Here is a 24,693-nt window from a genome sequence, read left to right as displayed (position 1 = left end):
ATGGTAGTGTGGGGTTTCCCCATGTGAGAGTAGGTCATCGTCAAGATTAAATTCCGAAACCCCAATTGCGAAAGCAGTTGGGGTTTTGTTTTGCCTGCGAAAAAGTTTTGCTCGCGACAGCGAACAAATTTGCACAGTTATTTTCGAATCAGAACACTAGAATAGCCCCACCTTATTCGGAGCCAGAGCCTTTATGTCAGAGTCGGTTGACGCCCCAGGGCTGTCAGATTTACCGCTGGAAGACTTGGTGGCCTGTCACGAGTGCGACCTGCTGATGCGCAAGCCAACGCTTGCCCACGGCGAGAAAGCCCTCTGCCCTCGCTGCGGTTACGAGTTGTATGCCCACCGCCATAACGTGGTGCAGCGCAGCCTTGCCTTGGTAATTGCAGCGTTATTGTTGTACATCCCGGCAAACTTTTTACCCATCATGCAACTCAATATCCTCGGACAATCCTCGCAGGATACGGTCTGGAGCGGCGTTCTCGGCCTGTTCAACACTGACATGCAGGGCGTTTCGATTGTCGTATTCCTGTGCAGCATGGCCATACCGCTGCTCAAGTTGCTGTGCCAGTTGTTCGTTTTGCTGACGATTCGCTTCAATGTCGGCCGCAGCTACGGCCTGCTGCTTTACCGTATCTATCACCACCTCAAAGACTGGGGAATGCTTGAGGTTTACCTCATGGGCGTGTTGGTGGCGATCGTCAAACTGGCGGACATGGCCGCCATTACCGTAGGTCTGGGCTTGGCATGTTTCCTCGGATTGTTGTTGGTGCAGGTCTGGCTGGAAGTGGTGATGTCACCGCATCAGATCTGGCAGGCGTTATCAGGAGAGGACGCTCATGCGGGCGATTGATGCGGGCATTCTGGTGTGTACCGAATGTCACGAACTGAATAAACAGGAAGCGGGTACCGACGAGCAGACTTGCACGCGCTGCGGAGCGCTGGTTCACGCCCGGCGTCCGAACAGTCTGGTGCGCACATGGGCGCTGCTGATCACCGCGGCGATCATCTATATTCCGGCCAACGTCTTGCCGATCATGACTGTCAGTTCTTTGGGGCAGGGCGATCCGAGCACGATCATGTCCGGCGTGATCCAGTTGGTGCAGCACGGCATGATTCCCATTGCCGCCGTGGTGTTCATCGCCAGTATCCTTGTGCCGACCTTCAAACTGGTGGGCATCGCGCTGCTGCTGTTTTCGGTGCAACGACGCCAGCCATTGTCGGCTCGTCAGCGCATCTGGATGTACCGCTTCATCGAGTTCATCGGTCGCTGGTCGATGCTCGATATTTTTGTGATCGCCATTCTCGTGGCGGTCGTCAACTTCGGCCGGCTTGCCAGTGTCGAAGCCAATCTTGGCGCCATCGCCTTCGCCAGTGTGGTGATTCTGACGATGCTCGCCGCAGTAACTTTCGATCCCCGACTGATTTGGGATAACACGGAGTCGGACGACGACCATGACTGATTTGCCCGTAGCGAAAACCCGACCGGCCTCGAACTGGTCTGCCATTTGGGTACTGCCTCTGATCGCGCTGATCATCGGCGGGTGGCTCGGCTGGCGTGCCTATTCCGAAACCGGTATCGAGATCCAGATCCGCTTTGAAAGCGGTGAGGGCATCCAGGCCAACAAGACCGAGGTCATGTACAAAGGCATGTCGGTCGGTAAGGTCAAGGCACTCAAGCTCGATGACGAGGGCAACTCCAAAGGCGTGATTGCCACCGTCGAGATGAACAAGGACGTCGAGCAATACCTCAAGACCAGCACGCGTTTCTGGCTGGTCAAACCGAGCGTGACTCTGGCCGGGATCACCGGGCTGGAAACGCTGGTGTCCGGTAACTATGTCGCCATCAGTCCCGGCGAAGGCGAGCCTGTGCGCAAGTTCAAGGCGCTCTCCGAAGAGCCACCGCTGTCTGATGCCAAGCCTGGCCTGCACCTGACCATCAAGGCGGATCGTCTCGGCTCATTGAGCCGTGGCAGCCCGGTGTTCTACAAGCAGATCAAGGTCGGTCAGGTTAAAAGCTACCTGCTCTCGGAAGACCAAAGTACCGTTGAACTCAAGGTCTTCATCGAACCGACCTACGCCAAACTCGTGCGTAAACACACGCGTTTCTGGAACGCCAGCGGCATCAGCATCGACGCCAACCTGTCCGGTGTGAAAGTGCGCAGCGAATCGCTGGCCAGCATCGTAGCGGGCGGTATCGCCTTCGCCACGCCGGAGAATCGCAAAGACAGCCCGCCGACCGATCCGAGCCTGCCGTTCCGTCTCTATGAAGACTTCGACGCCGCCGCTGCCGGGATTCGCGTGAAGGTCAAACTCAGCGACTTCGAAGGCCTGCAAGCCGGACGCACGCCGGTGATGTACAAAGGCATTCAGGTCGGCAACCTGAAAGCACTGAAGGTCGATCCCGATCTGAACAGCGCCACGGCCGAGCTGACTCTTGATCCACTCGCCGAAGATTATCTGGTCGATGGCACGCAGTTCTGGGTGGTCAAACCGTCGATTTCCCTGGCGGGCATCACCGGGCTCGAAGCGCTGGTTAAGGGTAACTACATCGCCGTACGCCCAGGTGACAAAGGCGCTGCGCCGAAGCGTGAGTTCGAAGCACGACCAAAAGCGCCGCCGCTGGATCTGCGTTCACCGGGCCTGCACCTGGTGCTGTTCACCGACACCCTCGGCTCGATCGATGTCGGCAGTCCGATTCTGTACAAGCAGGTCAAGGTCGGTTCGGTGCAGAGCTACCAGTTCTCGAAGACGCGCAAGCAGATCATCGTCGGTGTGCACATCGAGAAGGAATACGAAAACCTGGTCAACGCCTCGACGCGATTCTGGAATGTCAGCGGTGTCACCCTGACCGGCGGTTTGACTGGCGGGATTCAGGTGAAGAGCGAATCGCTGCAAACCCTGATGGCCGGCGGCATCGCCTTCGAAACGCCGCAAGCCAAGGCGCCATTGCAAAAACGCATCCCGCGCTTCCGCTTGTTTGCCAACCATGACGACGCCAATCAGAAAGGCGCCGTGGTCACGATCAAGGTCGATCGCGCCGACGGTCTGCGCAGCGGCACCCCGGTTCGTTTCAAAGGCCTGGATGTCGGCAAGATTGAAAGTGTCGATCTGACTGACGATCTGCAATCGGTCATCCTCACCGCGCGCATCACCGAAGTGCCAGAGAAGATTGCCCGCGTCGGCAGCCAGTTCTGGGTGGTCAAACCGGAATTGGGCCTGATCAAGACAGCTAACCTGGAAACCCTGGTGACCGGGCAATACATCGAAGTGCAACCAGCGGCGAAGAACCTCGGGCCGCAGAAGAACTTCGTTGCCCTGGCTAATGCGCCGGAAGTGACCAAACAAGAGGCGGGACTGAGTCTGGTATTGAGCGCAGCCCGTCGTGGTTCGCTGAAGCCGGGTGTGCCGGTGACTTACCGCGAAATCACTGTGGGTAAAGTGACGGGGTATGAACTGGGGCAGACGGCGGATCGTGTGTTGGTGCACATTTTGATCGAGCCGAAATATGCGCCGTTGGTGCGCAGCGGTAGCCGGTTCTGGAACACCAGTGGCGTAGGGTTTGATATTGGTTTGTTCAACGGGCTGACGGTGCGAACCGAGTCGCTGGAGACGGCGATTCAGGGCGGCATTGCCTTTGCCACGCCGGATGGCGAGCGCATGGGCAGCCAGGCGCGGGCGGAGCAGACGTTCCCGTTGTTCGACAAGTTTGAGGATGAGTGGCTGACGTGGGCGCCGAAGATTTCGCTCGGTAAGTAAATCCTGCGGTGTCTGAAGTGGCGCCATCGCGAGCAGGCTCACTCCTACAGGGGAACGCATTCCAACTGTAGGAGTGAGCCTGCTCGCGATAGGGCCAGCCAATTCAGTACAAATCTCAAGCCATAAAAAAAGGGCCGCGATCCAGACAGATCGCGGCCCTTTTTATTGCCTTTCAGTCAACGCCGATCAAACCGCATCCAGCTCCGGTTCATCCGCTTCAACATTCACCGTAGCCTTCACCACATCATGGCGACGGATGTACTTCCAGTCCGCCTCATCAATGTAGATTCCCGCCGGCCCGCTACCACCTTCCAGGTCAATCGCGACACTGGCGCAGACCTGCGGCTTCACACTCGCCAGAATCGGCACGAAGCCCAGTTGCAGGCTGGTTTCCAGCAGCGCTGCCTGGTTCTTCTCGTCGATGTCCGCCGCCTCGTCGAGGTAGTACGGCAGGCGTACGCGCCCGGCCAGATCGCGATCCATCAAGTGCAGCAACAAGTACATGTTGGTCAGCGCCTTGATAGTCATGGTCGTGCCGTTGGACGCCGCGCCATCGATGTCGGTGTGGATAACTGGTTGGCCGTTGACCTTGGTGATCTCGAATGCCAGTTCGAACAAGTCTTTGAGGCCGAGCTGGTTGTGGTTTGCCGCAACCAACCGCGCCAGGTATTCCTTGGCCTCTTCGTTCTTGTTGTCCTGCTCGGCGCTTTGGCTGAGGTCGAACACCGACAGGGTTTCGCCTTCTTCGTACTGACCGGCGCTGTGGATGATCTGGTCGATGTGCTTGAGCGCTTCCTTGTTCGGCGCAAGGACAATACGGAAACTCTGCAGGTTGGAGACCTGACGCTTGTTGATCTCGCGGTTGAACAGCGCCAGTTGGTGCTCAAGGCTGTCGTAGTCGCTGCGGATGTTGCGCAGGGTCCGGGCGATGTCGGTCACCGCCGCACGACGTGCCTTGCCCAGCGTCAGCGCCTCATCGGTACGGTGCGCGTAAGCGTTGATCAGCAGCGACAGACGGCGCTCCATGTCGTCTTCGCTGTCGAACTTGGCCACGCCTTTCAGACGCACCTGTGCGTACAGCGCTTCGATCTGGCCATCGGCGCGCAACAAGCCTTGCCAGCTGTCCTGATAGTCGTTGAGCAGCGGCAGCAGGTTGTCCATCGAATCGTCGACCGGATCCATGAACGGCGTACCGAACGGCAGATCCGCTGGCAGCAACTGACGACGGCGCAGCGCATCGTCGAGAGTACGTTGCTTGGCCTCCATGTCGGCGATCTGCCGGCCGACCAGTTGCAGCTTGGCCGACAGTTGCTGGACGCGCTCGGTGAACGCATCGCTGGAACGCTTGAGTTCGTCCTGCGCGCCTTCCATTTGCGCCAGTTGCTCGAGCTTGTCGCCTTCTTCGGCGCTCAACGTCTGCGTGCGACGGAAATCTTCCAACGCCTTTTGCGCATCCAGCACTTGCTGGTACAGCGCCTCAGTCTGAGTCTTGCTCGCGGCGCGGTCAGCGGCAACGGCCTGCTGGGTCTTGAGCTGTTTCAGCTCTTTGTCCAGACGTTCTTTCTGATCGCGCAACGCAGCACGGTCGGCCAGTGCTTGCAGCGCCGGTGGCTCGATGTGCGAGATGTCGATGGACAGGCCCGGCACTTCGAAGCGCTCGCCCTTGAAACCGTCGAGGATCAGCTCAACGGATTTGACCCATTCGCCACCCTCGTCGAGGGTGATGCCGTGTTCGCCCAGCGGCAGGCTGAACAGTGCGCTGTTGAACAGACGCATCAACCGTTCGACGTCGGGTTGCGAGAACTCTTCGCGCAGGCGGGCATAGCTGTTGTTGTCGGCGTGATCGAGTTGTTGCTTCACCGACTTCAGGCGTTTTTCCAGATCGCGCAGGCGCTCTTCCAGATCTTCGGCGCTGAACTGACGCGATTGCGCCAGGGCACCGGCCAGTTCGTCGTGCGCGTCTTTGGCTGCGAGCAATTGTTGCTCGAGTACTTTGACGTCATCGACCAGGGCGAAGCGATTTTTCAACACTGACAGCTCGCCGAGCCAACGCTGGATGCCGGAAATTTCCCGCTCCAGACGCATCAGTTCCTGAGTACCGCCGCGCTGATTGTTTTGCAGACTGTCTTGCTCGCCACGGTAGTGGTCAGCCTGAATCGTCAGCTCTTCTTTGCGTGCACTGGCGTAATCCGACCAGGTACCGAGCAACGAATCGAGCAGCGGCGACAGGCGATGCAGTTTGCCGCGCAGCACGTCGCGCTGTTTCACGCCGTTGGCCAAAGCCTCAACCAACGGGCCGGCCGCGACCAGCGAGTTATAGTCCTGCTCCATGCGGCGCACGTCGCGGAAGGCTTCTTCGCACGCGGCGATGTAATCGACGCTGCCGGAACGCAGGCTGTGTTCGAACGCATCGAGGAACAACTGCTTCAATTTGGCTGCGGTGATTTCGCGCATGTGCAGCAGGTTGATGAACAGCGCGCGGAAAGTCTTCAGGCTCTGCTCGCTGGTGGAGCGCAGCGGGATCAGCGTCAGGTCGAGCGGGATCGAGGTGTGACCGCCCACCAGCAAACGACGCAGCTCATCAGGCTTGAGTTCGTAGGCTTTCAGGCCTTCTTTCTCAAGATTGCTGAACAGCTCTTTCTGACGCAGGCAGGTGTCGTTCTTCTGGTAATGAGCCAGATCGAGCTTGCCGGCATACGCGAAGAACTGGTGACCGAAACCACCGCCCGGGCCACGACCGACCACGCCGATCACGTGCGGGCCGTGCGGCAGATTCACTTCGACAAGGATGTAACTGGTGTCGGAAGCGAAGTAGAAGCGCCGCGATTGTTCGAGGCTGTACTTGCCGAAACTCATGTCCGACATGCGCGCCAGGATCGGGAACTGCAAGGCGTTGATCGACGCCGATTTACCGAGGTTGTTTGCGCCGTAGACCGACAACGGTTCTTCCAGCGGAAACAGGCCGAGGCTGTAACCGGCGGTGTTCAAAAGGGCAAAGCGGCGGATGCCGTAGCGTTCCTGGCTCATGCGTCGGACTCCTGTTCTTCGGCAATGGCGCGGGCCAGTGCGTCTTCTTCGCTCTCTTCATCGAATTCGGTGAGATCGAGCGGATCGTCGGTTTCGAGGAATTTGGCTTCCGCCGCTTCGTCGATCAGCACCGGCGCCGGCAGTGGCAATACACTGTGCACGCTGGCCGCCAGATCGCGGTCTTGCTGTACCGACAAGCACACGTCGAGGAAACGGTGCATCGGCGGCAGGAAGCGATACACGCCGTTTTCTTCGCCGGCGAAACCCAGTTGAGTCATGCGGCGCATGATCTTTTCTTCGAGCTCTTCAACGGTCTGCACTTCGGCCTGAATGAACAGGTCGCGGTATTTCTCCAGCAGCGACGGCAACTCTTCGCGGCCGAGGCTGCCGCCATCGAGCACGGCAATCGGGTCACGGCCCTGATCGGCCAGATGCTCGACGAGGATGAAGGTGAACAACGCCAGACGCTGGGCAGTCTTGTTCACCGCCGCAGCGGCCATGTCCGGTACGAAGTAGTAGAAACCACGGGTGTCGCAGACCAGTTCAAACCCCAACGCCTTGAACAGCGTGCGGTACTGATCCTGGAAGTTCGACAGTTGCGCGTACAGCTCCGGATCGCGGCGGCTGACGTGGTAACCCTTGAACAGCTCGCGGAAGATCGGCGCGAGTTGCGACAGTTCGGAAAGATCAAGATGCATTGGGGATGCTCGCAGAATTCTCGGCGGCGCTATCGCTGGCCGAGAGCAGGGCGAAGGAGCGCAGGCTGACCTGGTGCTCATGAGTGTGGTATTCGCGGCGTTCCAGACGCTCGCGCTTGAAGCGTTTTTCCCGCGACAGGCGCGAGAACCAATAGAGCAATTCGTCGGTGGCGCCGTCCGGTTCCTGCTCCAGCAGCCAGGTCATCAGATCCGGCATCGGCAGGGCTTGTTCGCAACGGTCGAGCATCTCGCGCACGGTGCGCGGGGCACGTGGGGCTTCACCTTTCTGGGTCTTGTGCGCTTTCGGGAAGCGTGCCGGTTTCGGCTCGAAACGCGCCAACGCATACACGTAGGCTTCGACCTGACTGGCGCTGCCGAGGAAGGTACTTTGCGGGCGGGTGAACAGCGGCATCGCCGCTTGCGGCACGGCGTCGATGCCTTTGCGGCGAATCGCGGCCAATGCGAGCGCGGCGCCACGGGTCACGGCGTTGTGCCGGCGCGCTTCTTCACGCAGCGGCAGCAGCAGTTCGCGGGCATGACGCAGGGTCAGTTGCGCGCTGGTCTGCATTTCGAGGATGCGCGCGTGGGTGCGCAGCAGCATGTCGTCATCGACCAGATGGCCGAGGCGTTGCTGTTCGCTGAGCATTTTCAGCAGCACGGTTTCGACCTTGCGTACGCCTTGCTCGAAAGCGCCGTCGGCGTTCACCAGATCGATCATCGGCTCGACGTATTCGTCCCACGTCGCCAACACTTCGGCGTAACGCTGACGCAGCGGAATCTGTCGATCGCTGGTCTTCGCGCGTTCGGCCACAGCCACCAGCGCCTGTTCGTCGTTGTCGAGCTTCTTCAGCACGTCGCGTACGCGCATGTCGAGCAAGCGCAACTGGCGGGCGAGGTCGTGGCCGTCGCGGATGTCGAACGCGTCCTGGATGTAACCGGCCAGACGCTCGAGGTGGCGCAGATAGGCTTCGATTTCCAGGCACAGGCCCAAGCGATGTTCACGCCGCAGGTAAGCGAGGAAGTCGTGGATCTGCGCGTTCAGCTCGAAACGGTTCGGGCTTTTCGCCACCGGAATCAGAATATCGAGGCGAATCCACACGTCGAGCAGGCTGGTGATGTCCTGTGGCGTGCTGTCCAGTTGTTGGGCGGCCAGTTGCGTACGCAGTTCGTTGAGGCTCAATGTGCCTTGGTCGAAGTGCTCGCACAAAGGCTCCAGAAGTGCCCAGTGTTCAGCGAGGGCGCGCAAGACGCGCTTGGGTTCGATCATCGGAATGCCCGGCTGGTTGGCAATGAAAAGCGGCGATTGTACTGCATCATGAAGGATGCGATTCACTCTCGGGACGGGCTGTCGCATTTTCTAAGGGAGAGAGCTTCGGTAAAGGCTATCGATCAACAGCAAGCGATCTTGAACGAAGGGCGGTAGAATCAGCCCACTTCAGTTATCCACAAGTGGCCGACCCTTTGCTAATCGAGTCCCGCCGCCGCGTCTATTTGAACGCCATGCAGGTGGTCAACTGGCTGCCGCGCACCGAATTGCCTTTCGCCGCACCGTCGCGGCCCGAGCTGCTGGACATGCCCGAGCCAGAGGTAGAGGCGCCGATGGTGCTTGCACCGCAGGCCGAGGCGCCGGTGCAACCGACCGCCCGTCCGAGCGAACGGCCGAAAATCGAAGTGCCGCGCCCTTCGCTGGCCAGCACGCGAACCAACGCCAAACCCGCGCAAGAGGCTGACGACACGCCAGTCGTCGCCAAACCTGCGCCGGTGCCACCGCCACGTTTCGCTTTGCAATTGCTGCGTGCCGGGCGCTGCCTGCTATTGGTCGAGTTACCCACAGGCGAACCGTTCCAGAGCCGTGATCCGGCGTATTTGCTGCTGAAAGACATGCTGCGCGCCGCTGGTCTGCCGGATGCGCCGCAGATCGTCGGCGAGCCGGTGCGTTGGCCGTGGCTCAATCGCGGCACCATGGATCAGGGGCCGGAAGCGGCGCGCGACTTCGTCCAGGGGTTCCTCTCGGTGCAAATGGAAGCGGCGCCGTGCGCCTGTCTCTGGCTGATCGGCCTGCCGGCGGTGCGCTTTGCCGGTGAGGCGGATGCTGAAGCATTCAATCGTGAATTGCAGATCGAGGGTCTGGGCTCGGCCTGGGCCGTTCCCGGTCTGGAGTTGTTAATGGAAGAGCCACAGCGCAAAGCCGCTGTGTGGCAAGCCATGCGTCGGCTGATGGCGCGCTGGAAAGAAATCAATGAGTGACGCTGTAACCTTCCGCCCGATGATCGAGGCGGATCTGGACGCTGTGCTGAAGATTGAATTCGCTGCGTACAGCCATCCGTGGACCCGCGGGATTTTTCTCGACGGCCTCGGCAAGTACCAGATCTGGCTGATGTTCGAAGGCGAGCAACAGGTTGGCCACGGTGTGGTGCAGATCATTCTCGATGAAGCGCACCTGCTCAACATCACCGTCAAACCGGAGAATCAGGGGCGCGGCTTGGGCCTGACGCTGCTTGAGCACCTGATGTCGCGCGCGTATGCGGCGCAGGCGCGGGAGTGTTTCCTGGAAGTGCGCGACAGCAATCGTTCGGCGTTTCGCCTGTACGAGCGCTATGGCTTCAACGAGATTGGCCGGCGTCGGGATTATTATCCGGCGGTGGGCGGGCGCGAAGATGCCGTGGTCATGGCCTGCACCCTGGTTGACTGAACGTCTTTAAAAGCTTCGCGAGCAAGCCCGCTCCCACATGGGTTTTGTGTTGATCACAATGTTTGTGAACGACTCAATTCCAATGTGGGAGCGGGCTTGCTCGCGAAAGCGTCCGTTAAGGCAACAATAATCAACGGTTGCCATCCAGCGGATCGCGCCGCGCCAGCTCTGCCTCATCCAGGCCATTGCCGCCGCCGATGTCATCCTCATCGACGATGCTCAAATCCCAATCTGCCTGATTGCCTTGACCCGCTTCCTCGGCATCCCGCGCGCCATCTTCATGAATCAGCGTTTCCGGGCTCATGTCATCGTCCGTCGGCTCATGATCACTGACCGAAGCCCCGGTCATGCCCGCCTCACGCACGCGCTCATTGGGCATCAACTGCTCGCGTTCACGCTGCGGGATTTCATCACCGATTTTCGCGCTGGGCTCGTCTTCATCGAAATCCAGCTCATGCACCGAACCCATGCGGTCTTCGTTATCATCGATGGGCTCCGGTTGCACCGCATCGTAAGGGCGTCGTGAATCAGTCATGGCAAATCCTCATACTGTGGGCCTTACTTAGGTGGACTCACCGGGCACACGAGAATTCCCACGAAATCACTTTCGGCTCAAGCGTGACCCCGACGGGCGGTCGACTGTCATACCAGCGCATCTTTCTTGAGGCCTTACAGCATGCATGACTTACAAGACCTGATTGATAACAACGAGCGTTGGGCTGACGCGATCACCAAGGAAGACCCGGATTTCTTCGCCAAGCTGGCGCGCCAGCAAACGCCGGAATATCTGTGGATCGGCTGTTCCGACGCACGTGTGCCGGCCAACGAAATCGTCGGCATGCTGCCGGGCGATCTGTTCGTACACCGCAACGTCGCCAATGTGGTGCTGCACACTGACCTCAACTGCCTGTCGGTGATCCAGTACGCGGTCGACGTGCTCAAGGTCAAACACATCCTCGTCACCGGCCACTACGGCTGCGGCGGTGTGCGCGCCTCGATGCAGGATCGCCAGTTCGGCCTGATCGACGGCTGGCTGCGTTCGATCCGCGATCTGTACTACGAAAAACGCGAAGAGCTGGCCAAGTTGCCGACCGAAGAGGAGCAGGTTGATCGCATGTGCGAGCTCAACGTGATCCAGCAAGTGGCCAATGTCGCCCACACCAGCATCATCCAGAACGCCTGGCATCGCGGGCAGAGCCTGTCGATCCACGGGTGCATCTACGGCATCAAGGACGGTCGCTGGAAAAGTCTGAACACCACCATCAGCGGTTTCGAACAATTGCCGCCGCAGTATCGTTTGCGTCCGGTCGGCGCGCCGTAAACTGCGATTCGACGCTAGTGGCTCCGCCAGCGTTGTAGATAGGCGTGGCCTTCGATACTGGGTGGTTCGTCGTAACCGGTGATCCACCCGCGACACTGTTTCGAGCCGCAACCGCAGGCGAACTGCTGCAGCAGTTTGTCTTCGGTGGCGGCGTAATCGATGGTCAGCCGTTCGCCCCTGTGGATATCTTTCAACGCCCACAGCCACAGCTCGCTCATGTCGAGAAATACGTTCGGGTCGCAGGCGTGTTCCAGCAGCCCGCAAAAGCGCGGGTCGTAGACGTGGATGCCGGAGAGCAGTTGTCGCGTCTGGCGACACCGATAGGGCAGCAGTTGCCCGGACACCCGGCACAGGCGCCGGCTACGCAGAAAATCCCGGCGCGCCGCGATGGCCATGGCATGGCCGTGGATATCGTGAACAATTTCGAAGTCGTTGCTCGACGGAAAGCCGAGGCGCACCGGCAGGCCGGCGAACGGGTAAATCCCTTCGGTATCGCGAGGCTCGCTGGCGATTGCGTGGCTGTTCATAACGATCCTTGTTGTCAGGGGCTGCGACTTCCTTTGGCTGACGTCATGTCAGTCCTGCAACGGGTTGTGGATCCAATTTTCGTGTATGCGCCAGCACGGGTCTACTGTCAGATCTGACAGGCGAAATGGGCGTATTCCCGCGTCAGCAAAGGCTGACACGGGAAAGAGCTATCGCCGGTTACAGATGTGGGGCGGGAATGGCGGCGGCGGGTAATGCGCTCTTGAGTTGCTGCAACTGCGCCTTGATCGGTGGCGTTGCACATTTGGCAGCCGCCTGATCTGCGCTCAGGTCGCGGATCGAGGTGTAGAACAGCTCGCAGGTTTTGACTTTCTGCGTCACCTGCCAGGTTTGCATGCAGTTGTTGAGCGTGGTTTGTGCATTGCTCCCCGGTTTACCTCCCATGCCGGCCTGCCAGCAGGCGGCGCTCAGATCCTGGCCCATGACCTTCAGACCGGCTGCATCGGCCTTGGCCTCGTCACCGTCGTAGCTCGCCGGGTCGGCGGCGTACCAGATGTAGCTCGGGTGGTTGGAACCCAATACCGGCACTTTCACGCCTTCGCTCGGGCTGATGGTCGCCAGGCCCAGTACGTTTACCGTCGGCCCGTATTGCTGCTTGATCCAGTTGCGCACCGGCGCACCGAACGCGACCATCGGCAAAGTTGTGCCGGCGGTAGTCTGGCTGAACTGTTTGACCAGCGTGGTCTGGTAGTCCTTGAAGTAGTCATAGACGCCTTCCAGATCCTTGCCTGCACTGGACGGCGCGGCGATCGGGGCGATGTCGATGATGGTCTGGAACGCTGGCGTCTGGTCAGCCGGAATACCGTTGTCGGTGAGCAGCGCGGCCCAGCGATCGGTGGTGTTGGAGCGCAGATAATCCTGCGCTTGAGTCAATGAATAGTCCGGCGGGAAGTGCAGCAACTCGACGCTTTTGCGATTTTCCAGGGCCATGCCCAGCGGCAGGAACAAGTACCAGCTGTACGCCCACTTGCCGTCGGCGTTGAGCTTGCTGGCGCCGGTGTAGGCCAGATCACCGGCGTCGAGCAACGCCGACAACGGTTTGTCATAGCCTTTCGGCACGCCACTGATTTCAGCGTAGAGCTGGCCGTTATCGGTTTTCACCAGAACTTTCGCTGCGGCATAACCGTCGCGCTGTACGCTCTGGGTCAGGTAATGGGCGACGGTCTGCTCCAGCGTCCAGTTACGGAAGCAGATCACATTACAGTTGTTGGGGTAAGCGAAGAGGCGGGTGACGCGTTCGGTGCTGCCCAGTTTCAAATCGACATCGGCGTGGACGGCCGCGCTCAGCGTGAGCGCGGCGAGGGCCAGTGCGGTAGGGGCCAGTGTGGCGGGGATGAGTCCTGCGAGTTTGAACATGCTCAGATCCTTTTCAGCGTGGGTTCCCCGTCGGTCGGGGGCGCCTCATAGTGGATCAGCCGTGTGGCGCAGAGAAGCCGTCATCGGGAGTTTTTTTCAGCGCTGTGCAGGACTCGATTTCAGGCGTGAAAATGCAGGGCGTTGGTCAGATCGCCCAGCGGTTTCTGACCACGGGCGATCATCGCGTCATCGCGCTGCTTGAGACCATCGAGCGTTTCCAGTTGGAATACCCGGGTAATCAGCCGCAGGATCGACGCGGTGTCGTAGACCGTGTGATCCACCGTGCCCTTGCGCGCAAACGGTGACACCACCAGCGCCGGCACGCGTGAACCCGGCCCCCAGCGGTCACCCTTGGGCGGCGCAACGTGATCCCACCAGCCGCCGTTCTCGTCAACGGTGACGATCACCACCATGTTTTGCCACTGCGGGCTTTCGCGCAGCACTTTCAATGCGCGGACGATGTGTCGATCCCCGGACGCCACGTCGGCATAACCGGCGTGCATGTTCAGGTTGCCCTGAGGCTTGTAGAAGCTGACGGCCGGCAATTTGCCAGCCTCGGCATCGGCAAAGAATTTATTGCTGCTCGACTCGTCGCCCAGACCGGCATCGCGCAGGCGCTTGTTACGCTCGTCCGGGTTTTCCGGGCCTTGCTGTTTGAAGTAGTTGAACGGCTGGTGGTGATACTGAAAATTGGGGATTTTCGGGATGCCGCCGGAATCCTTGAACTGCTCCAGCGTCGCTTGCCACGCGCCGGCATACCACGCCCAATCGATGTTCTTTTTCGACAGCTTGTCGCCAATGTGTTCGTGAGTCTGCGGCACCATGACGTTGGGCAGATCGGGCTTGGAATAGGCCGGATGCTCAGGGTCGCGAATCCACGTCGGCCAGTAAGGCGGGGCGAGGGTGTTGACGCCGAAACCGTCCGGAGTCAACGCACTCGGGCCGAACTGCGGTGGGCCGGTCATGGCGCTGGCAGGGGATTGTTCCAGCGGTTTGAGGCGCGAATCTTTCGGATCGTCACTCTGCAACGCAGCAATCTGCGACTTGGCCACCGAACTGGCCACATCCGGATAAAACGGCGCGGTGGCGCTGATCAGGTATTGGTGGTTGAGGAACGAGCCACCGAAAGCGCCCTGGAAGAAGTTATCGCACAGCACGAATTCCTGCGCGACGTCCCACAGGCGCAGGGAATATCGGCTCTGCGCGTAATGGCCCATGGTCAGGCCACCGGAGTCGGCCCACGCGACGAAACCATCGTTCTTGCCGCCATTGATCTGCATCTGGTTTTGATAAAACACATGCCACAGGTCGCGCGTTACCAGACCGAACGGCAAGTCCTCACCGTTCGGGCCTTTGAGGGCGAACGGTGCGTTGGGCAGGTTTTCCTGAAACTGCGTGGCGCTGGGGTAAGTCACGCCATCGAGCATTTGCGGGCCGATCTGCAACGTACCGCCCCAGACGGGTGGCAGGGTTTGCAGCAGCGAGCCGTCGCGATCACGTTGCTGGTATTCGGCAGGCTTGAGTGCTGACAGCGGTTTTTCGACGCCGGGAAAATCGCCGAACAGGTTATTGAAACTGCGGTTCTCGGCGTAAATCACCACCACGGTTTTCACCTGATCGCGCAGGGCCTTGTCCAGCTCGGTTGGCGTTAGCGGGCGCTCGACCGGTGTGCCGGGTTGATCGCTGGCGTTGCCACACCCGGCCAGAGTCGCACCGACACCGAGCACCGCGACGCCGCCGAGGAAGCGGCGGCGACTGGTGTCGGTGGGATTATCGGAATCAAGGGAAGATGTGTCGGTGCCGTCTGTATCGTCGATCATGTCTCAGCCCGTTTTTACTTAAATGTTTCAGTATGTTTCGGGCGGACGCTAGCAAGGGAATATGACGGTTAGGTGACAGCTGCGAGGAAGGGTCAAAGAGTGTGTGAGCCAGAGGCTGGCTCACACGACGCATGATGGGCGCGCGGGTTAAAGGAGACGCAACGAAAGCTCGCTGCCAGCCCGCAGGTATTCGACCTGAGCGGTTACTGCGTCCCTGACAATGGCTTCGCCGGTATCGGTCAGTTTGGCTTTCTTCGCATCGATGACAGCGGTCTGCAGCAGTTGCATGGCTACATCCATAGCTTTCTGAAAAGCCGTCAGGTTGTTGTGCTGACCAAACTCACGCACGACGGCATCCATGCGGCGGTCGGCATCATCTCGCAGGGTTTTATACTCGACTACGGAAACGCTGCCATCCTGATAAATGTCGTTGATCAGCTGTTCCAGCGTCTTGGATATCGGGGTCATCGGTTCTTCCTTAAACAGGGGTGATTGAGCCGAGACAAGCTAAACGAAGATGAGGGTTGGCAAAGTCAGCACTGTTCCACGGGAGGCGTGGGACAGTGCAACGGACTTTGTAAGAAGAGGGTTAACAGGCTGTCGGAAAGTTTTATTGGTTACGGCATCACCGGCGGCGTATATGCCAGTGTCGTCCCCAATGCCCACAGCAACAGCAGCACCAGCGGCGTGTGCACCAGCAGTTGCACGAACGAGAAACCGATCAGGTCCCGCGCTTTCAACCCCAGTACACCCAGCAGCGGCAGCATGTAGAACGGGTTGATCAGGTTCGGCAGCGCTTCGGCGGCGTTGTAGATCTGCACCGCCCAGCCGAGGTGATACTGCAGATCATTGGCGACCTGCATCACATACGGCGCTTCGATGATCCACTTGCCGCCACCGGATGGAATGAAGAAACCGAGAATCGCCGAGTACACACCCATCAACAGCGCGTAAGTATCGTGCGAAGCGATGCTGACAAAGAAGGTCGAGATGTGGTGCGCCAGCGTCTGCGCATCGCCACCTTTGACCGTGGTCATCAGCGCGGCAATCGAACCGTACAACGGGAACTGGATCAGCACTCCAGTGGTGGTCGGCACGGCGCGAGCCACGGCATCGAGGAAGCTGCGCGGGCGCCAGTGCAGTAGCGCGCCAAGCATGATGAACAGGAAGTTGTAGGTGTTCAGCCCGGAAATCGCGGTGATCGCCGGTTTGGTCGAGAACTCGTGAAACAGCCATCCCGCCGCCAGCAGCACCAGCACGATGATCAGCAGCGGGCTGTGCTCCAGCCATTCACCGGGGCGGGTGCGCGGTTGCAGTGGCGGCAGGTTGAAAGCCGGGTCGATACCGCAGGCCTTGGCGTCACGCGCTGAATTCGGGCCGGGAGCGGTGGCGTAGGCGATGATGATCGAGACCACGATCAGCGCCAGCAACATCACCCCGGACTGCCAGAGGAAAATCGTTTCGGTGAACGGAATCACCCCGGTGATCGACAGGATCGATGGCGGCAGGCTGGCCGGGTTGGCCTGTAACTGCGCGGCCGACGACGACAGGCCCAGCGCCCATACCGCGCCGAGGCCCAGGTAAGCAGCGGCCCCGGCGGCGCGATAGTCCATTTTCAGATCGGTGCGGCGGGCGAGGGCGCGGACCAGCAAACCGCCGAACACCAGCGACAGGCCCCAGTTGAGCAGGGACGCGACCATCGAGATCAGCGCCACCCAGGCCACGGCGGAACGGCCGTTCTTGGGGATGCGTGCCAACCGGTCGATCAGCTTCACCGCGGGTGGCGAGCTGGCGACCACGTAGCCGCCAATCACCACGAAAGCCATCTGCATGGTGAACGGGATCAGGCTCCAGAAGCCGTCACCGAAGGCCATCGCGGCATCGGTGGGTTTCGCACCCATGGCCAGTGTGGCGACTGCCACGATGATCACCGCCAGCGCGGCGAATACCCAGGAATCGGGAAACCAGCGTTCGGCAAAACTTGAACAGCGCAGGGCAAAGCGCGCAGAGCGGCTATCTTCGATATCAACGGCCACAGGGAGTACCTCGGATTTTTATGGTTATTTTTTGATCCAGCAGGCGAAACGCATATCCCCTGTAGGAGTGAGCCTGCTCGCGATGGCGTCGGCACGTTCAACATGGAGGTGACAGACACACCGCTATCGCGAGCAGGCTCACTCCTACAAGGTTCCCGGCTCGGCTCGAGGTCGGTGGGTTTCACCTGGCTGGACAGGCTTCAACAGTAAATCAAGCGAAGACGATTTGTGAGCAGCTTTTGCAAAACCGGGACTATGGTCTAACGGGTTGTCCATCCGCGCATTTGCGTAGACCATGGGCGCCTTGGTTTTTTGCCTGATTCAGAGTTCTTTGCCATGACTGCCCAATCCCCGGCCAAACCTGCGCCGTTCAGCCGCTCCGACTACAAGACCCTCGGCCTTGCGGCCCTTGGCGGTGCGCTGGAAATCTACGATTTCATCATTTTCGTCTTCTTCGCCCTGACCCTCAGCCAGTTGTTCTTCCCGCCGGAAATGCCCGAGTGGCTGCGCTTGCTGCAAAGCTTCGGGATTTTCGTCACCGGCTATCTGGCGCGGCCGCTGGGCGGGATCCTGATGGCGCATTTCGCTGATCGGCTGGGACGTAAAAAGGTCTTCAGCCTGAGCATCCTGATGATGGCGCTGCCGTGCCTGCTGATCGGCATCATGCCGACCTACGCACAGATCGGTTACTTCGCGCCGCTGTTGCTGCTGGCGCTGCGCATCCTCCAGGGTGCGGCGGTCGGCGGTGAAGTGCCGAGCGCCTGGGTGTTCGTCGCCGAGCATGCGCCAACCGGGCATCGCGGTTATGCCTTGGGTTTTTTGCAGGCCGGGCTGACCTTTGGTTATCTGATTGGCGCATTGACCGCGACCTTTCTCGCACAAGTCTTCACGCCTGCTGAAATCCTCGATTACGCTTGGCGCTATCCCTTCCTGCTCGGCGGCGTGTTCGGTGTGATCGGCGTCTATCTGCGTCGCTGGTTGAGCGAAACTCCGGTGTTCATGGCGATGGAGGCGCAGCGCGAGGCGCGCGTTGAATTGCCGCTGCGCACGGTGCTGCGCGAGCATCGCCTGGCGATGCTGCCGGCGATGTTGCTGACCTGCGTGCTGACTTCGGCAGTGGTGGTGTTTGTGGTCATCACGCCGACCATGATGCAGAAAACCTTCGGCATGACTGCCAGCCACACCTTCGCCCTCAGCGCGCTGGGCATTGTCTTCCTCAACGTAGGCTGCGTGATCGCGGGGTTGCTGGTCGATCGTCTCGGCGCCTGGCGCACGGTCATGCTGTACAGCCTGTTGCTGCCATTGGGGATTGGTGTGCTTTACGGTTGCCTGATCAGCGGTGGCGAGTGGATCGGTCTCGCTTACGCCATAGCGGGCCTCGCATGCGGCGTGGTCGGCGCGGTGCCGTCGGTGATGGTCGGTTTGTTCCCGGCACGTATTCGCGTCTCAGGCATCTCCTTTACCTACAACATTGCCTACGCGATCTGGGCGAGTATCACGCCGCTGTTGCTGATCGGTCTGATGCCGTGGAGTCCGTGGATCTGTGTGATGTTCTGCGCGGTGATGGGGGTGGTCGGCATTGTCAGCGCGGCGTATTTCGGTTCGCGCATGCCGCGTGTCGGCAGCCGGTCCGTGGCGCCCTGTTCCTGAAGCGGGTCAGCGGCTTCGGCGCCAACCCGCCGAGGCCGTCAGGTTAACCAGTGCCACCACAGCAACGTCCCGATCAAGCCCACCACCGAGACAATGGTTTGCAGGATCGACCAGACCCAGATCGTCTGTTTCAGCTGCAAACCAAAATACTCGCGAACCATCCAGAAGCCGGCGTCGTTGACGTGGCAGAAGAACACGGAGCCGGCGCCAATCGCCAACGCCACCAACGAACTCTGCGTTGCGGCGAGGCCCGCCATCATCGGCGCCAGAATCCCCGCCGTCGTGGTCGTGGCCACCGTCGCCGAGCCTGTGGCCTGACGCAAGGCCACGGCAATCAGCCAGGCCAGCAGCAGGTACGGCATGTGCGCGCCTTCAGCGACTTTGCTGATGGTCTGACTGACGCCAGCATCCAGCAAAGTCTGCTTCAAGCCACCGCCGGCGCCAATCGTCAGCAAAAACACGGCAATCGGCGCGAGGCTTTTGCGCAGTGTGCCGCCGACGTCTTCACGCGGCATGCCATTGGCCCAGCCGAGGCAGATCACCGCCGCCATTACGGCAATGCCCAGCGCCACCAACGGTTCACCAAGAAATTTCAGGGTCAGGGCGACGCTGCTTTCGGGACTCATCGCGACTTTCGCCAAAGTGCTGCCGAGCATCAGCAGCACCGGCAGCAGAATGATCAGCAGCGACATGCCGAAACTCGGTTGGCGCAGTGCTTTCGGCGGCGCACTGAACAGGGCGCCAAGCTCAGCCGGCTCATCGACGTGCATGCGTATCGACAGCCAATTGCCGTACAGCGGCCCGGCCAGAATCACCGCCGGGATGGCGATACTGAAACCCAGCAACATGGTCAGCCCAAGGTCGGCATGCAAAGCGCTGACGGCGATCAACGGCCCGGGATGCGGCGGCATCAGCGCATGCAGCGTGGTCATCCCGGCCAGCGCCGGAATCGCGATTTTCAACAGCGGCTGCCCCGAACGGCGAGCCATGACGAAGATGATCGGCACCATCATCACCAGCCCCACTTCAAAAAACAGCGGCAGGCCAATCACCATCGCCACCAGCGCCATGACCCACGGCAAAGACTTGCCTTTGCCCAGCCCGAGCAAGGTCGAGGCAATGCGGTCGGCGGCGCCGGATTCGGCCATCAGCGCTCCGAGCATCGAACCCAGCGCAATGATGATCCCCGCTTCACCGAGAATCGCCCCGGCGCCTTTGCTGAACGCCTTGGCCACGTCTTCGGGCGGTAAACCGGCGCCGACACCCGCGATGAAAGTGCCGATCAGGATTGAAAGAAAGGGCGGCAGTTTAGTCGCGCTGATCAACACGATGATCGTCGCAATGGCCAGCAGGCAGCAGAGAATCAGGCGGGTGTCATGAAACATCCAGGCAGCGGTCGATAAATCCAAAACGGAACTCCTTATCGGGCGAATACCGGCAACATGTTGTTGCAATTTGTTTTGAGAATACCTGATATGGCCGGGCCAGAGCGCTGGGTTTTGTATCGGCTGAGCAGGTTACGAATGAGACCAGTGGCCTATTGCGATTATTTTTGACTGACCGGTCGCAAGCGCTCTTCAGAAAAGATTTTCAAGGCCGATGGTTAGGCTGCATCCCGCTTTCTCTCCTGCCCATCGGTACTTCCCCATGTTCAACAAACGCCTGAAGCAAGAGCTGGCCGCTCTTCGTGAAGAACTCTCCAGCCTTGTGCAAGTGAAGGAAAGCCTGGAAAGCGAGATGCTGGTGCTGAACCTTGAGCCCGACGGGCGCATTCAGTCGGTCAACCAGAACTTCCTCACCGAGATGCTCTACAAGAGTCAGGACCTGGTCGGTCGACTGATTGAAGACATCGTTCCGCCACACGTGAAGTCCGACGAATTCCACCACCGCTTTCGGAATGCCATGACCCGTGGCGAACATTTTGCCGGCGCCATCCGCCTGCTGCGCGGTAATGGTGACGAAGCATGGTTGCGTTCGATCGTGCAACCGGTGCGCTCATCGGACGGGCGGATCAAACACATCTCGATCTTCGCCAGCGACCTGACCCGCACTATCGAAGCCTCCCGTGAACACGAAAACCTGATTGGTGCGTTGGTGCGTTCGACTGCGGTGATCGAGTTCGACCTCAACGGCAATGTGCTGAACGCCAACGATCGCTTCCTCAGCGGCATGGGTTACAGCCTGGCGCAGATCAAGGGAAAACATCACCGCACGTTCTGCGCTCCGGAGGAATACAACAGCGCCGAGTATCAGAACTTCTGGCGGCGTTTGAACAACGGCGAGTTCGTCGCTGACCGCTTCAAACGTGTCGACAGCCATGGTCGTACGGTGTGGCTGGAGGCGTCCTACAACCCGGTAGTCGATGCCAACGACAAACTCTACAAAGTGGTGAAATTCGCCACGGTGATCACCGATCAGGTCAACCGCGAGCAAGCCGTCGCCGACGCCGCGAGCATTGCCTACAGCACCTCGCAGCAAACCGACAGCACCGCGCAACGTGGCACCACCGTGGTCACTGAGGCGGTGAATGTGATGCGTGATCTGTCGCGGCACATGCAGGCGGCGGGTGAGGGCATCGAGGCACTGAACGAGCAGTCGCAGGTGATCGGCACCATCGTCAAAACCATCAGTGGCATCGCCGAACAGACCAACCTGCTGGCGCTCAACGCTGCCATTGAGGCGGCGCGCGCCGGTGAGCAGGGCCGTGGTTTTGCCGTGGTGGCCGACGAAGTGCGACAACTGGCGTCGCGCACGAGTCAGGCGACCGAAGAGATCGTCACCGTGGTGCGGCAGAACCAGGAAATGGCGCGCAACGCTGTGGCGCTGATGACCGACGGCAAGCTCCAGGCCGAACAAGGCCTCGCGCTGGCGGCAGAGGCGGGCACGGTAATCGTCGAGATTCAGGACGGTGCGCAGAAAGTCGTCAACGCCGTCGGCCAGTTCGCCAACCAACTCTCCCACTAATCTCCGCCCAACCCCTGTAGGAGCTGTCGAGTGCAACGAGGCCGCGATCTTTTGATGTTGACTCCGAGAAGCAACATCAAGATCAAAAGATCGCAGCGTGCCGCAGCTCCTACAGAGTTTTCACCTGCCGGTGTTTCGGTGCTGGCGCTACAATCTGCTCCTTTTCCCCCGGAGCAGATCCCATGAGCGATTCCCACCGCCGCCCGGTGCCCCTGAACAAAGCCTACCGTTTGCTCAATCACGGGCCGACCGTACTGGTCAGCGCCGCCCACGACGGCCAGCGCAACATCATGGCCGCCGCCTGGGCAATGCCATTGGACTTCGAACCACCGAAAGTTGCCGTCGTCCTCGATAAATCCACCTGGACCCGGCAACTGCTCGAAGCCTCCGGCACCTTCGTGCTCAACGTCCCTTGCGTCAATCAGGCCGACATCGTGCAAACCGTCGGCAATACCTCGGGCCTCGAAATCACCCAAACCCAAGGACAAGACAAGTTTCAGGCGTATGGCTTACAGACCTTCAATGGCGAAAAAGTCGAAGCGCCGCTGCTCGACGGCTGCGTCGCCTGGCTTGAATGCCGTTTGCTGCCAGAGCCGCGCAATCACGAGCAATACGACCTGTTCCTCGCCGAAGTCGTCGCCGCCCACGCCGATGAACGCGTGTTCAGCGAAGGGCACTGGCATTTCGAAGGACACGATGGTTTACGCACCTTGCACCACGTGGCGGGTGGGCATTTCCTGAAGATTGGTGATGCGGTGGATGGCAAGACGTTGTCGGTTTGAAGAGCGGACCGGCTTACATGAAAAAAGGCCTACCTGGCGGTAAGCCTTTTCTCTTTGCGGCGTAGCCTCAATCCCCCAACGCTTCCCCTTCACGCCGTGGATCCGCGCCACCTTCCAGCGACGCTGTCCCCTGCGCATCCTTGACCCGCACGATGGCCTGGGTGCCGCTGGTCATGTCGATTTCATTCACCGCATGCCCTTTGTCTTTTAGCGCCTGAATCAGCGCCGGGCTGAACTGGCCTTGTTCCAGTTCGGTCGGTCCATTGCGGCTGCCGAAGTTGGGCAGGCTGATGGCGCTTTGCGGGTCGAGGTTCCAGTCGAGCAGGCCGACGGTGGTTTTCGCTACGTATTCGATGATTTGCGAACCGCCCGGCGAGCCGACCGTGGCGACGAATTCGCCGCTGTTGCGATCGAAGATCAGCGTGGGCGCCATCGACGAGCGTGGACGTTTGCCCGGTTCGACGCGGTTGGCGACTTTCTGGCCGTTCTCTTCGGGGATGAACGAGAAGTCGGTCATCTGGTTGTTGAGCAGAAAGCCCTGAACCATCAGGTGCGAACCGAACGCGGCTTCGATGGTGGTGGTCATCGACACGGCGCCGCCGAGGTCATCCACCGCGACCACTTGCGAGGTGGAAATGCGCAGCGGCGAACGGTCCGGCGCGTAGGCCACCTGTACGCCCGGCGGTGTGCCCGGTTTGGCGCTGCCCATGCTGCGTTCGCCGATCAGGCTGGCGCGGCTGGCCAGGTAACCCGGATCGACCAGGCCTTTGACCGGCACCGGCACGAAGTCGGTGTCGGCGACGTATTGCGCGCGGTCGGCGTAGGCCAGACGTTCCGCTTCAGCGATCAAATGCACGGCTTGCGGATCCGGTTCAATGCCGGCCGGCTTGTCGGTTTTCACTGGTTTGAGCGGTGTCAGGGAAAGGCGTGGGTCGCGGGTTTCCAGCGCTTGCAACGTACCGAGAATCTGCGCCACGGCGATCCCGCCCGACGACGGTGGCGGCATGCCGCAAACCTGCCAGCGTTTGTAATCGGTGCACAGCGGCGCGCGTTCCTTGGCCTGATAGCGCTGCAGATCGTTCAGCGTCAGGCTGCCGGGGTTGGCATGGCCTTGCACCTTGGCGACGATTTCATCGGCGATCGGGCCTTTGTACAACGCATCGGAGCCTTCGTTGGCGATGCGTTTGAGCACGGCGGCCAGCGCCGGGTTTTGCAGGCGCGTGCCGACGGCTTTGACGCTGCCATCAGCGTTGAGGAAGTATTTGGCCATGTCCGGCGACTGGCGGATCACCGGGTCTGCTTCCAGCAAAGAATGCAAACGCGGCGAAATCGCGAAGCCTTGCTCCGACAGTTTGATCGCCGGTTCAAACAGCTTTGCCCAAGGCAGGCGACCGTGTTGTTGATGTGCCATCTCCAGTGCGCGCAATACACCCGGCGTACCGACTGAGCGACCACCGATCTGCGCCTGCGGGAACGACATCGGCTGGCCGTCCGCGCGCAAGAACAGCTTCTCGGTGGCGCCGGCCGGTGCAGTTTCGCGACCGTCATACGTGCGCACCTGTTTGCCGTCCCACAACACGATCATCGCGCCGCCACCGATCCCGGAAGATTGCGGCTCAACCAGGGTCAGCACCGCTTGCATCGCAATCGCCGCATCAATCGCCGAACCGCCCTGACGCAGCATCTCCCGACCTGCTTCAGCGGCCAGCGGATTGGCAGCCGCAGCCATGTGTTGGCTGGCGCGGCGGGTTTGCAGATCGGTACGGAAACCGGACGCGGCTTCCGGTGCCAGCGGCAAGGTCGACGAGGGCGGGGCGTTGCACGCGGTGAGGGTCAGGGCGCTGATGATCAGCGTCAGGGCAGGCAGGCGAAAGCGGCTCAAGGGCAAGGCTGAAAACACGCGGGCTCTCCGTCCGTGGGATAAAAGTCTCAGGGACTTTATCGACCGCTCGGTCGCGACGCAAACCGGTGGGCATTTTTGTCTTTCTTTTCAGGTCGGATGTTCGCTAGGGTCAACCGCAATCGATCGACCGCACACGTCC

The 24,693-nt window shown here is 60.2% G+C and carries 20 protein-coding genes and 1 pseudogene; 10 read left to right on the top strand and 11 right to left on the bottom strand.

The features are described 5' to 3' along the window. Positions 1–193 precede the first annotated feature (193 nt). Genes ACIPZE_RS26805 through ACIPZE_RS26795 form a run of 3 tightly spaced genes read left to right on the top strand, consistent with a single transcriptional unit; the run spans position 194 to position 3,759 of the window. Positions 194–853 carry a paraquat-inducible protein A gene (locus tag ACIPZE_RS26805; RefSeq protein WP_283439466.1) on the top strand — a complete coding sequence of 220 codons (660 nt, stop codon included), beginning with the start codon at positions 194–196 and terminating at the stop codon, positions 851–853. Beyond that, the gene (locus ACIPZE_RS26800) at positions 840–1,463 is read left to right on the top strand and encodes a paraquat-inducible protein A (protein ID WP_283439465.1); all 624 of its coding nucleotides are present in this window, start codon (positions 840–842) and stop codon (positions 1,461–1,463) included. Before ACIPZE_RS26805 ends, ACIPZE_RS26800 begins: the two co-directional genes overlap by 14 nt. Continuing rightward, positions 1,456–3,759, top strand: coding sequence for an intermembrane transport protein PqiB (locus ACIPZE_RS26795; protein ID WP_400776408.1), 2,304 nt, complete (start codon positions 1,456–1,458; stop codon positions 3,757–3,759). Before ACIPZE_RS26800 ends, ACIPZE_RS26795 begins: the two co-directional genes overlap by 8 nt. 186 nt (positions 3,760–3,945) lie before the next feature. On the opposite strand, the gene mksF is transcribed toward ACIPZE_RS26795, so the two are convergent. Genes mksF through mksB form a run of 3 tightly spaced genes read right to left on the bottom strand, consistent with a single transcriptional unit; the run spans position 3,946 to position 8,751 of the window. Further along, a complete protein-coding gene (mksF, locus tag ACIPZE_RS26790) occupies positions 3,946–6,786 on the bottom strand; it encodes an Mks condensin complex protein MksF (RefSeq protein WP_129395519.1) in 2,841 nt (946 codons plus the stop codon). Beyond that, positions 6,783–7,484: an Mks condensin complex protein MksE gene (mksE, locus tag ACIPZE_RS26785; protein WP_034156067.1), complete on the bottom strand. Its 702-nt coding sequence runs from the start codon at positions 7,482–7,484 to the stop codon at positions 6,783–6,785. Before mksE ends, mksF begins: the two co-directional genes overlap by 4 nt. Next, positions 7,474–8,751 carry an Mks condensin complex protein MksB gene (gene mksB / locus ACIPZE_RS26780; protein ID WP_400776404.1) on the bottom strand — a complete coding sequence of 426 codons (1,278 nt, stop codon included), beginning with the start codon at positions 8,749–8,751 and terminating at the stop codon, positions 7,474–7,476. Before mksB ends, mksE begins: the two co-directional genes overlap by 11 nt. Before the next feature lie 233 nt (positions 8,752–8,984). Between mksB and ACIPZE_RS26775 the strand changes: the two genes are divergently transcribed. Continuing rightward, positions 8,985–9,731 (top strand): energy transducer TonB, encoded by a 747-nt coding sequence (locus ACIPZE_RS26775; protein WP_283439494.1) that lies wholly within the window; start codon positions 8,985–8,987, stop codon positions 9,729–9,731. Beyond that, entirely contained in the window at positions 9,724–10,176 is a 453-nt protein-coding gene (gene rimI / locus ACIPZE_RS26770; RefSeq protein WP_129395517.1) for a ribosomal protein S18-alanine N-acetyltransferase, read from the top strand. The genes ACIPZE_RS26775 and rimI overlap by 8 nt, the downstream gene beginning before the upstream one ends. Positions 10,177–10,306: 130 nt before the next feature. Here the strand turns inward: rimI and ACIPZE_RS26765 are convergent, their stop codons facing one another. Beyond that, a complete protein-coding gene (locus tag ACIPZE_RS26765; protein WP_400776401.1) occupies positions 10,307–10,711 on the bottom strand; it encodes a serine kinase/phosphatase in 405 nt (134 codons plus the stop codon). A 141-nt stretch (positions 10,712–10,852) separates the two neighbouring features. On the opposite strand from ACIPZE_RS26765, the gene can reads away from it, so the two are divergent. After that, entirely contained in the window at positions 10,853–11,497 is a 645-nt protein-coding gene (gene can / locus ACIPZE_RS26760; RefSeq protein ID WP_053123831.1) for a carbonate dehydratase, read from the top strand. 14 nt (positions 11,498–11,511) lie between these two features. Here the strand turns inward: can and ACIPZE_RS26755 are convergent, their stop codons facing one another. From ACIPZE_RS26755 to ACIPZE_RS26735, 5 genes are all read right to left on the bottom strand, one after another. Then, complete coding sequence (locus ACIPZE_RS26755) at positions 11,512–12,024, bottom strand: SET domain-containing protein-lysine N-methyltransferase (protein ID WP_400776398.1); 513 nt, start codon at positions 12,022–12,024, stop codon at positions 11,512–11,514. A 178-nt stretch (positions 12,025–12,202) separates the two neighbouring features. Beyond that, positions 12,203–13,399, bottom strand: a complete 1,197-nt coding sequence (locus tag ACIPZE_RS26750) for a hypothetical protein (RefSeq protein WP_129395514.1) — start codon at positions 13,397–13,399, stop codon at positions 12,203–12,205. A gap of 119 nt (positions 13,400–13,518) precedes the next feature. Next, positions 13,519–15,219 carry an acid phosphatase gene (acpA, locus tag ACIPZE_RS26745; protein WP_400776396.1) on the bottom strand — a complete coding sequence of 567 codons (1,701 nt, stop codon included), beginning with the start codon at positions 15,217–15,219 and terminating at the stop codon, positions 13,519–13,521. Positions 15,220–15,366: 147 nt separating this feature from the next. Continuing rightward, the gene (locus ACIPZE_RS26740; RefSeq protein WP_129395512.1) at positions 15,367–15,687 is read right to left on the bottom strand and encodes a hypothetical protein; all 321 of its coding nucleotides are present in this window, start codon (positions 15,685–15,687) and stop codon (positions 15,367–15,369) included. A 149-nt stretch (positions 15,688–15,836) separates the two neighbouring features. Further along, a complete protein-coding gene (locus tag ACIPZE_RS26735) occupies positions 15,837–17,255 on the bottom strand; it encodes a short-chain fatty acid transporter (RefSeq protein WP_129395511.1) in 1,419 nt (472 codons plus the stop codon). Between the two features lie 336 nt (positions 17,256–17,591). Between ACIPZE_RS26735 and ACIPZE_RS26730 the strand changes: the two genes are divergently transcribed. Further along, positions 17,592–18,905: an MFS transporter gene (locus ACIPZE_RS26730; RefSeq protein ID WP_400776393.1), complete on the top strand. Its 1,314-nt coding sequence runs from the start codon at positions 17,592–17,594 to the stop codon at positions 18,903–18,905. 38 nt (positions 18,906–18,943) lie between these two features. Here ACIPZE_RS26730 and ACIPZE_RS26725 read toward each other — a convergent pair whose 3' ends face one another. Then, the gene (locus tag ACIPZE_RS26725) at positions 18,944–20,314 is read right to left on the bottom strand and encodes a gluconate:H+ symporter (RefSeq protein ID WP_400776391.1); all 1,371 of its coding nucleotides are present in this window, start codon (positions 20,312–20,314) and stop codon (positions 18,944–18,946) included. A 190-nt stretch (positions 20,315–20,504) separates the two neighbouring features. Here ACIPZE_RS26725 and ACIPZE_RS26720 point away from each other — a divergent pair. The 3 genes and pseudogenes from ACIPZE_RS26720 to ACIPZE_RS26710 all read left to right on the top strand — a co-directional run. After that, positions 20,505–21,329, top strand: a pseudogene (locus tag ACIPZE_RS26720) (PAS domain-containing protein); the annotation flags it as partial. Then, positions 21,309–21,869, top strand: a complete 561-nt coding sequence (locus ACIPZE_RS26715; RefSeq protein WP_371748318.1) for a methyl-accepting chemotaxis protein — start codon at positions 21,309–21,311, stop codon at positions 21,867–21,869. The pseudogene ACIPZE_RS26720 and the gene ACIPZE_RS26715, both read left to right, overlap by 21 nt. 182 nt (positions 21,870–22,051) lie before the next feature. Beyond that, a complete protein-coding gene (locus ACIPZE_RS26710) occupies positions 22,052–22,651 on the top strand; it encodes a flavin reductase family protein (protein ID WP_400776389.1) in 600 nt (199 codons plus the stop codon). Positions 22,652–22,718: 67 nt separating this feature from the next. Here the strand turns inward: ACIPZE_RS26710 and ggt are convergent, their stop codons facing one another. Further along, positions 22,719–24,551 carry a gamma-glutamyltransferase gene (ggt, locus tag ACIPZE_RS26705; protein ID WP_400776386.1) on the bottom strand — a complete coding sequence of 611 codons (1,833 nt, stop codon included), beginning with the start codon at positions 24,549–24,551 and terminating at the stop codon, positions 22,719–22,721. Positions 24,552–24,693 lie beyond the last annotated feature (142 nt).

Source organism: Pseudomonas sp. NPDC089741 (genome assembly GCF_044748825.1).
GTDB lineage: Bacteria > Pseudomonadota > Gammaproteobacteria > Pseudomonadales > Pseudomonadaceae > Aquipseudomonas > Aquipseudomonas helmanticensis.
This window is presented reverse-complemented; position numbering and strand designations above follow the sequence as displayed.

Excerpts from the sequence above, each read along its gene's own strand:
- ACIPZE_RS26740 (WP_129395512.1), bottom strand. The coding sequence starts at position 15,687 with ATGACCCCGATATCCAAGACGCTGGAACAGCTGATCAACGACATTTAT.
- can (WP_053123831.1), top strand. The coding sequence starts at position 10,853 with ATGCATGACTTACAAGACCTGATTGATAACAACGAGCGTTGGGCTGAC.
- ACIPZE_RS26750 (WP_129395514.1), bottom strand. The coding sequence starts at position 13,399 with ATGTTCAAACTCGCAGGACTCATCCCCGCCACACTGGCCCCTACCGCA.
- ACIPZE_RS26730 (WP_400776393.1), top strand. The coding sequence starts at position 17,592 with ATGACTGCCCAATCCCCGGCCAAACCTGCGCCGTTCAGCCGCTCCGAC.
- ACIPZE_RS26710 (WP_400776389.1), top strand. The coding sequence starts at position 22,052 with ATGAGCGATTCCCACCGCCGCCCGGTGCCCCTGAACAAAGCCTACCGT.
- ACIPZE_RS26805 (WP_283439466.1), top strand. The coding sequence starts at position 194 with ATGTCAGAGTCGGTTGACGCCCCAGGGCTGTCAGATTTACCGCTGGAA.
- mksF (WP_129395519.1), bottom strand. The coding sequence starts at position 6,786 with ATGAGCCAGGAACGCTACGGCATCCGCCGCTTTGCCCTTTTGAACACC.
- ACIPZE_RS26800 (WP_283439465.1), top strand. The coding sequence starts at position 840 with ATGCGGGCGATTGATGCGGGCATTCTGGTGTGTACCGAATGTCACGAA.
- ACIPZE_RS26755 (WP_400776398.1), bottom strand. The coding sequence starts at position 12,024 with ATGAACAGCCACGCAATCGCCAGCGAGCCTCGCGATACCGAAGGGATT.
- mksE (WP_034156067.1), bottom strand. The coding sequence starts at position 7,484 with ATGCATCTTGATCTTTCCGAACTGTCGCAACTCGCGCCGATCTTCCGC.
- acpA (WP_400776396.1), bottom strand. The coding sequence starts at position 15,219 with ATGATCGACGATACAGACGGCACCGACACATCTTCCCTTGATTCCGAT.
- ACIPZE_RS26775 (WP_283439494.1), top strand. The coding sequence starts at position 8,985 with ATGCAGGTGGTCAACTGGCTGCCGCGCACCGAATTGCCTTTCGCCGCA.
- ACIPZE_RS26795 (WP_400776408.1), top strand. The coding sequence starts at position 1,456 with ATGACTGATTTGCCCGTAGCGAAAACCCGACCGGCCTCGAACTGGTCT.
- ACIPZE_RS26765 (WP_400776401.1), bottom strand. The coding sequence starts at position 10,711 with ATGACTGATTCACGACGCCCTTACGATGCGGTGCAACCGGAGCCCATC.
- rimI (WP_129395517.1), top strand. The coding sequence starts at position 9,724 with ATGAGTGACGCTGTAACCTTCCGCCCGATGATCGAGGCGGATCTGGAC.
- mksB (WP_400776404.1), bottom strand. The coding sequence starts at position 8,751 with ATGATCGAACCCAAGCGCGTCTTGCGCGCCCTCGCTGAACACTGGGCA.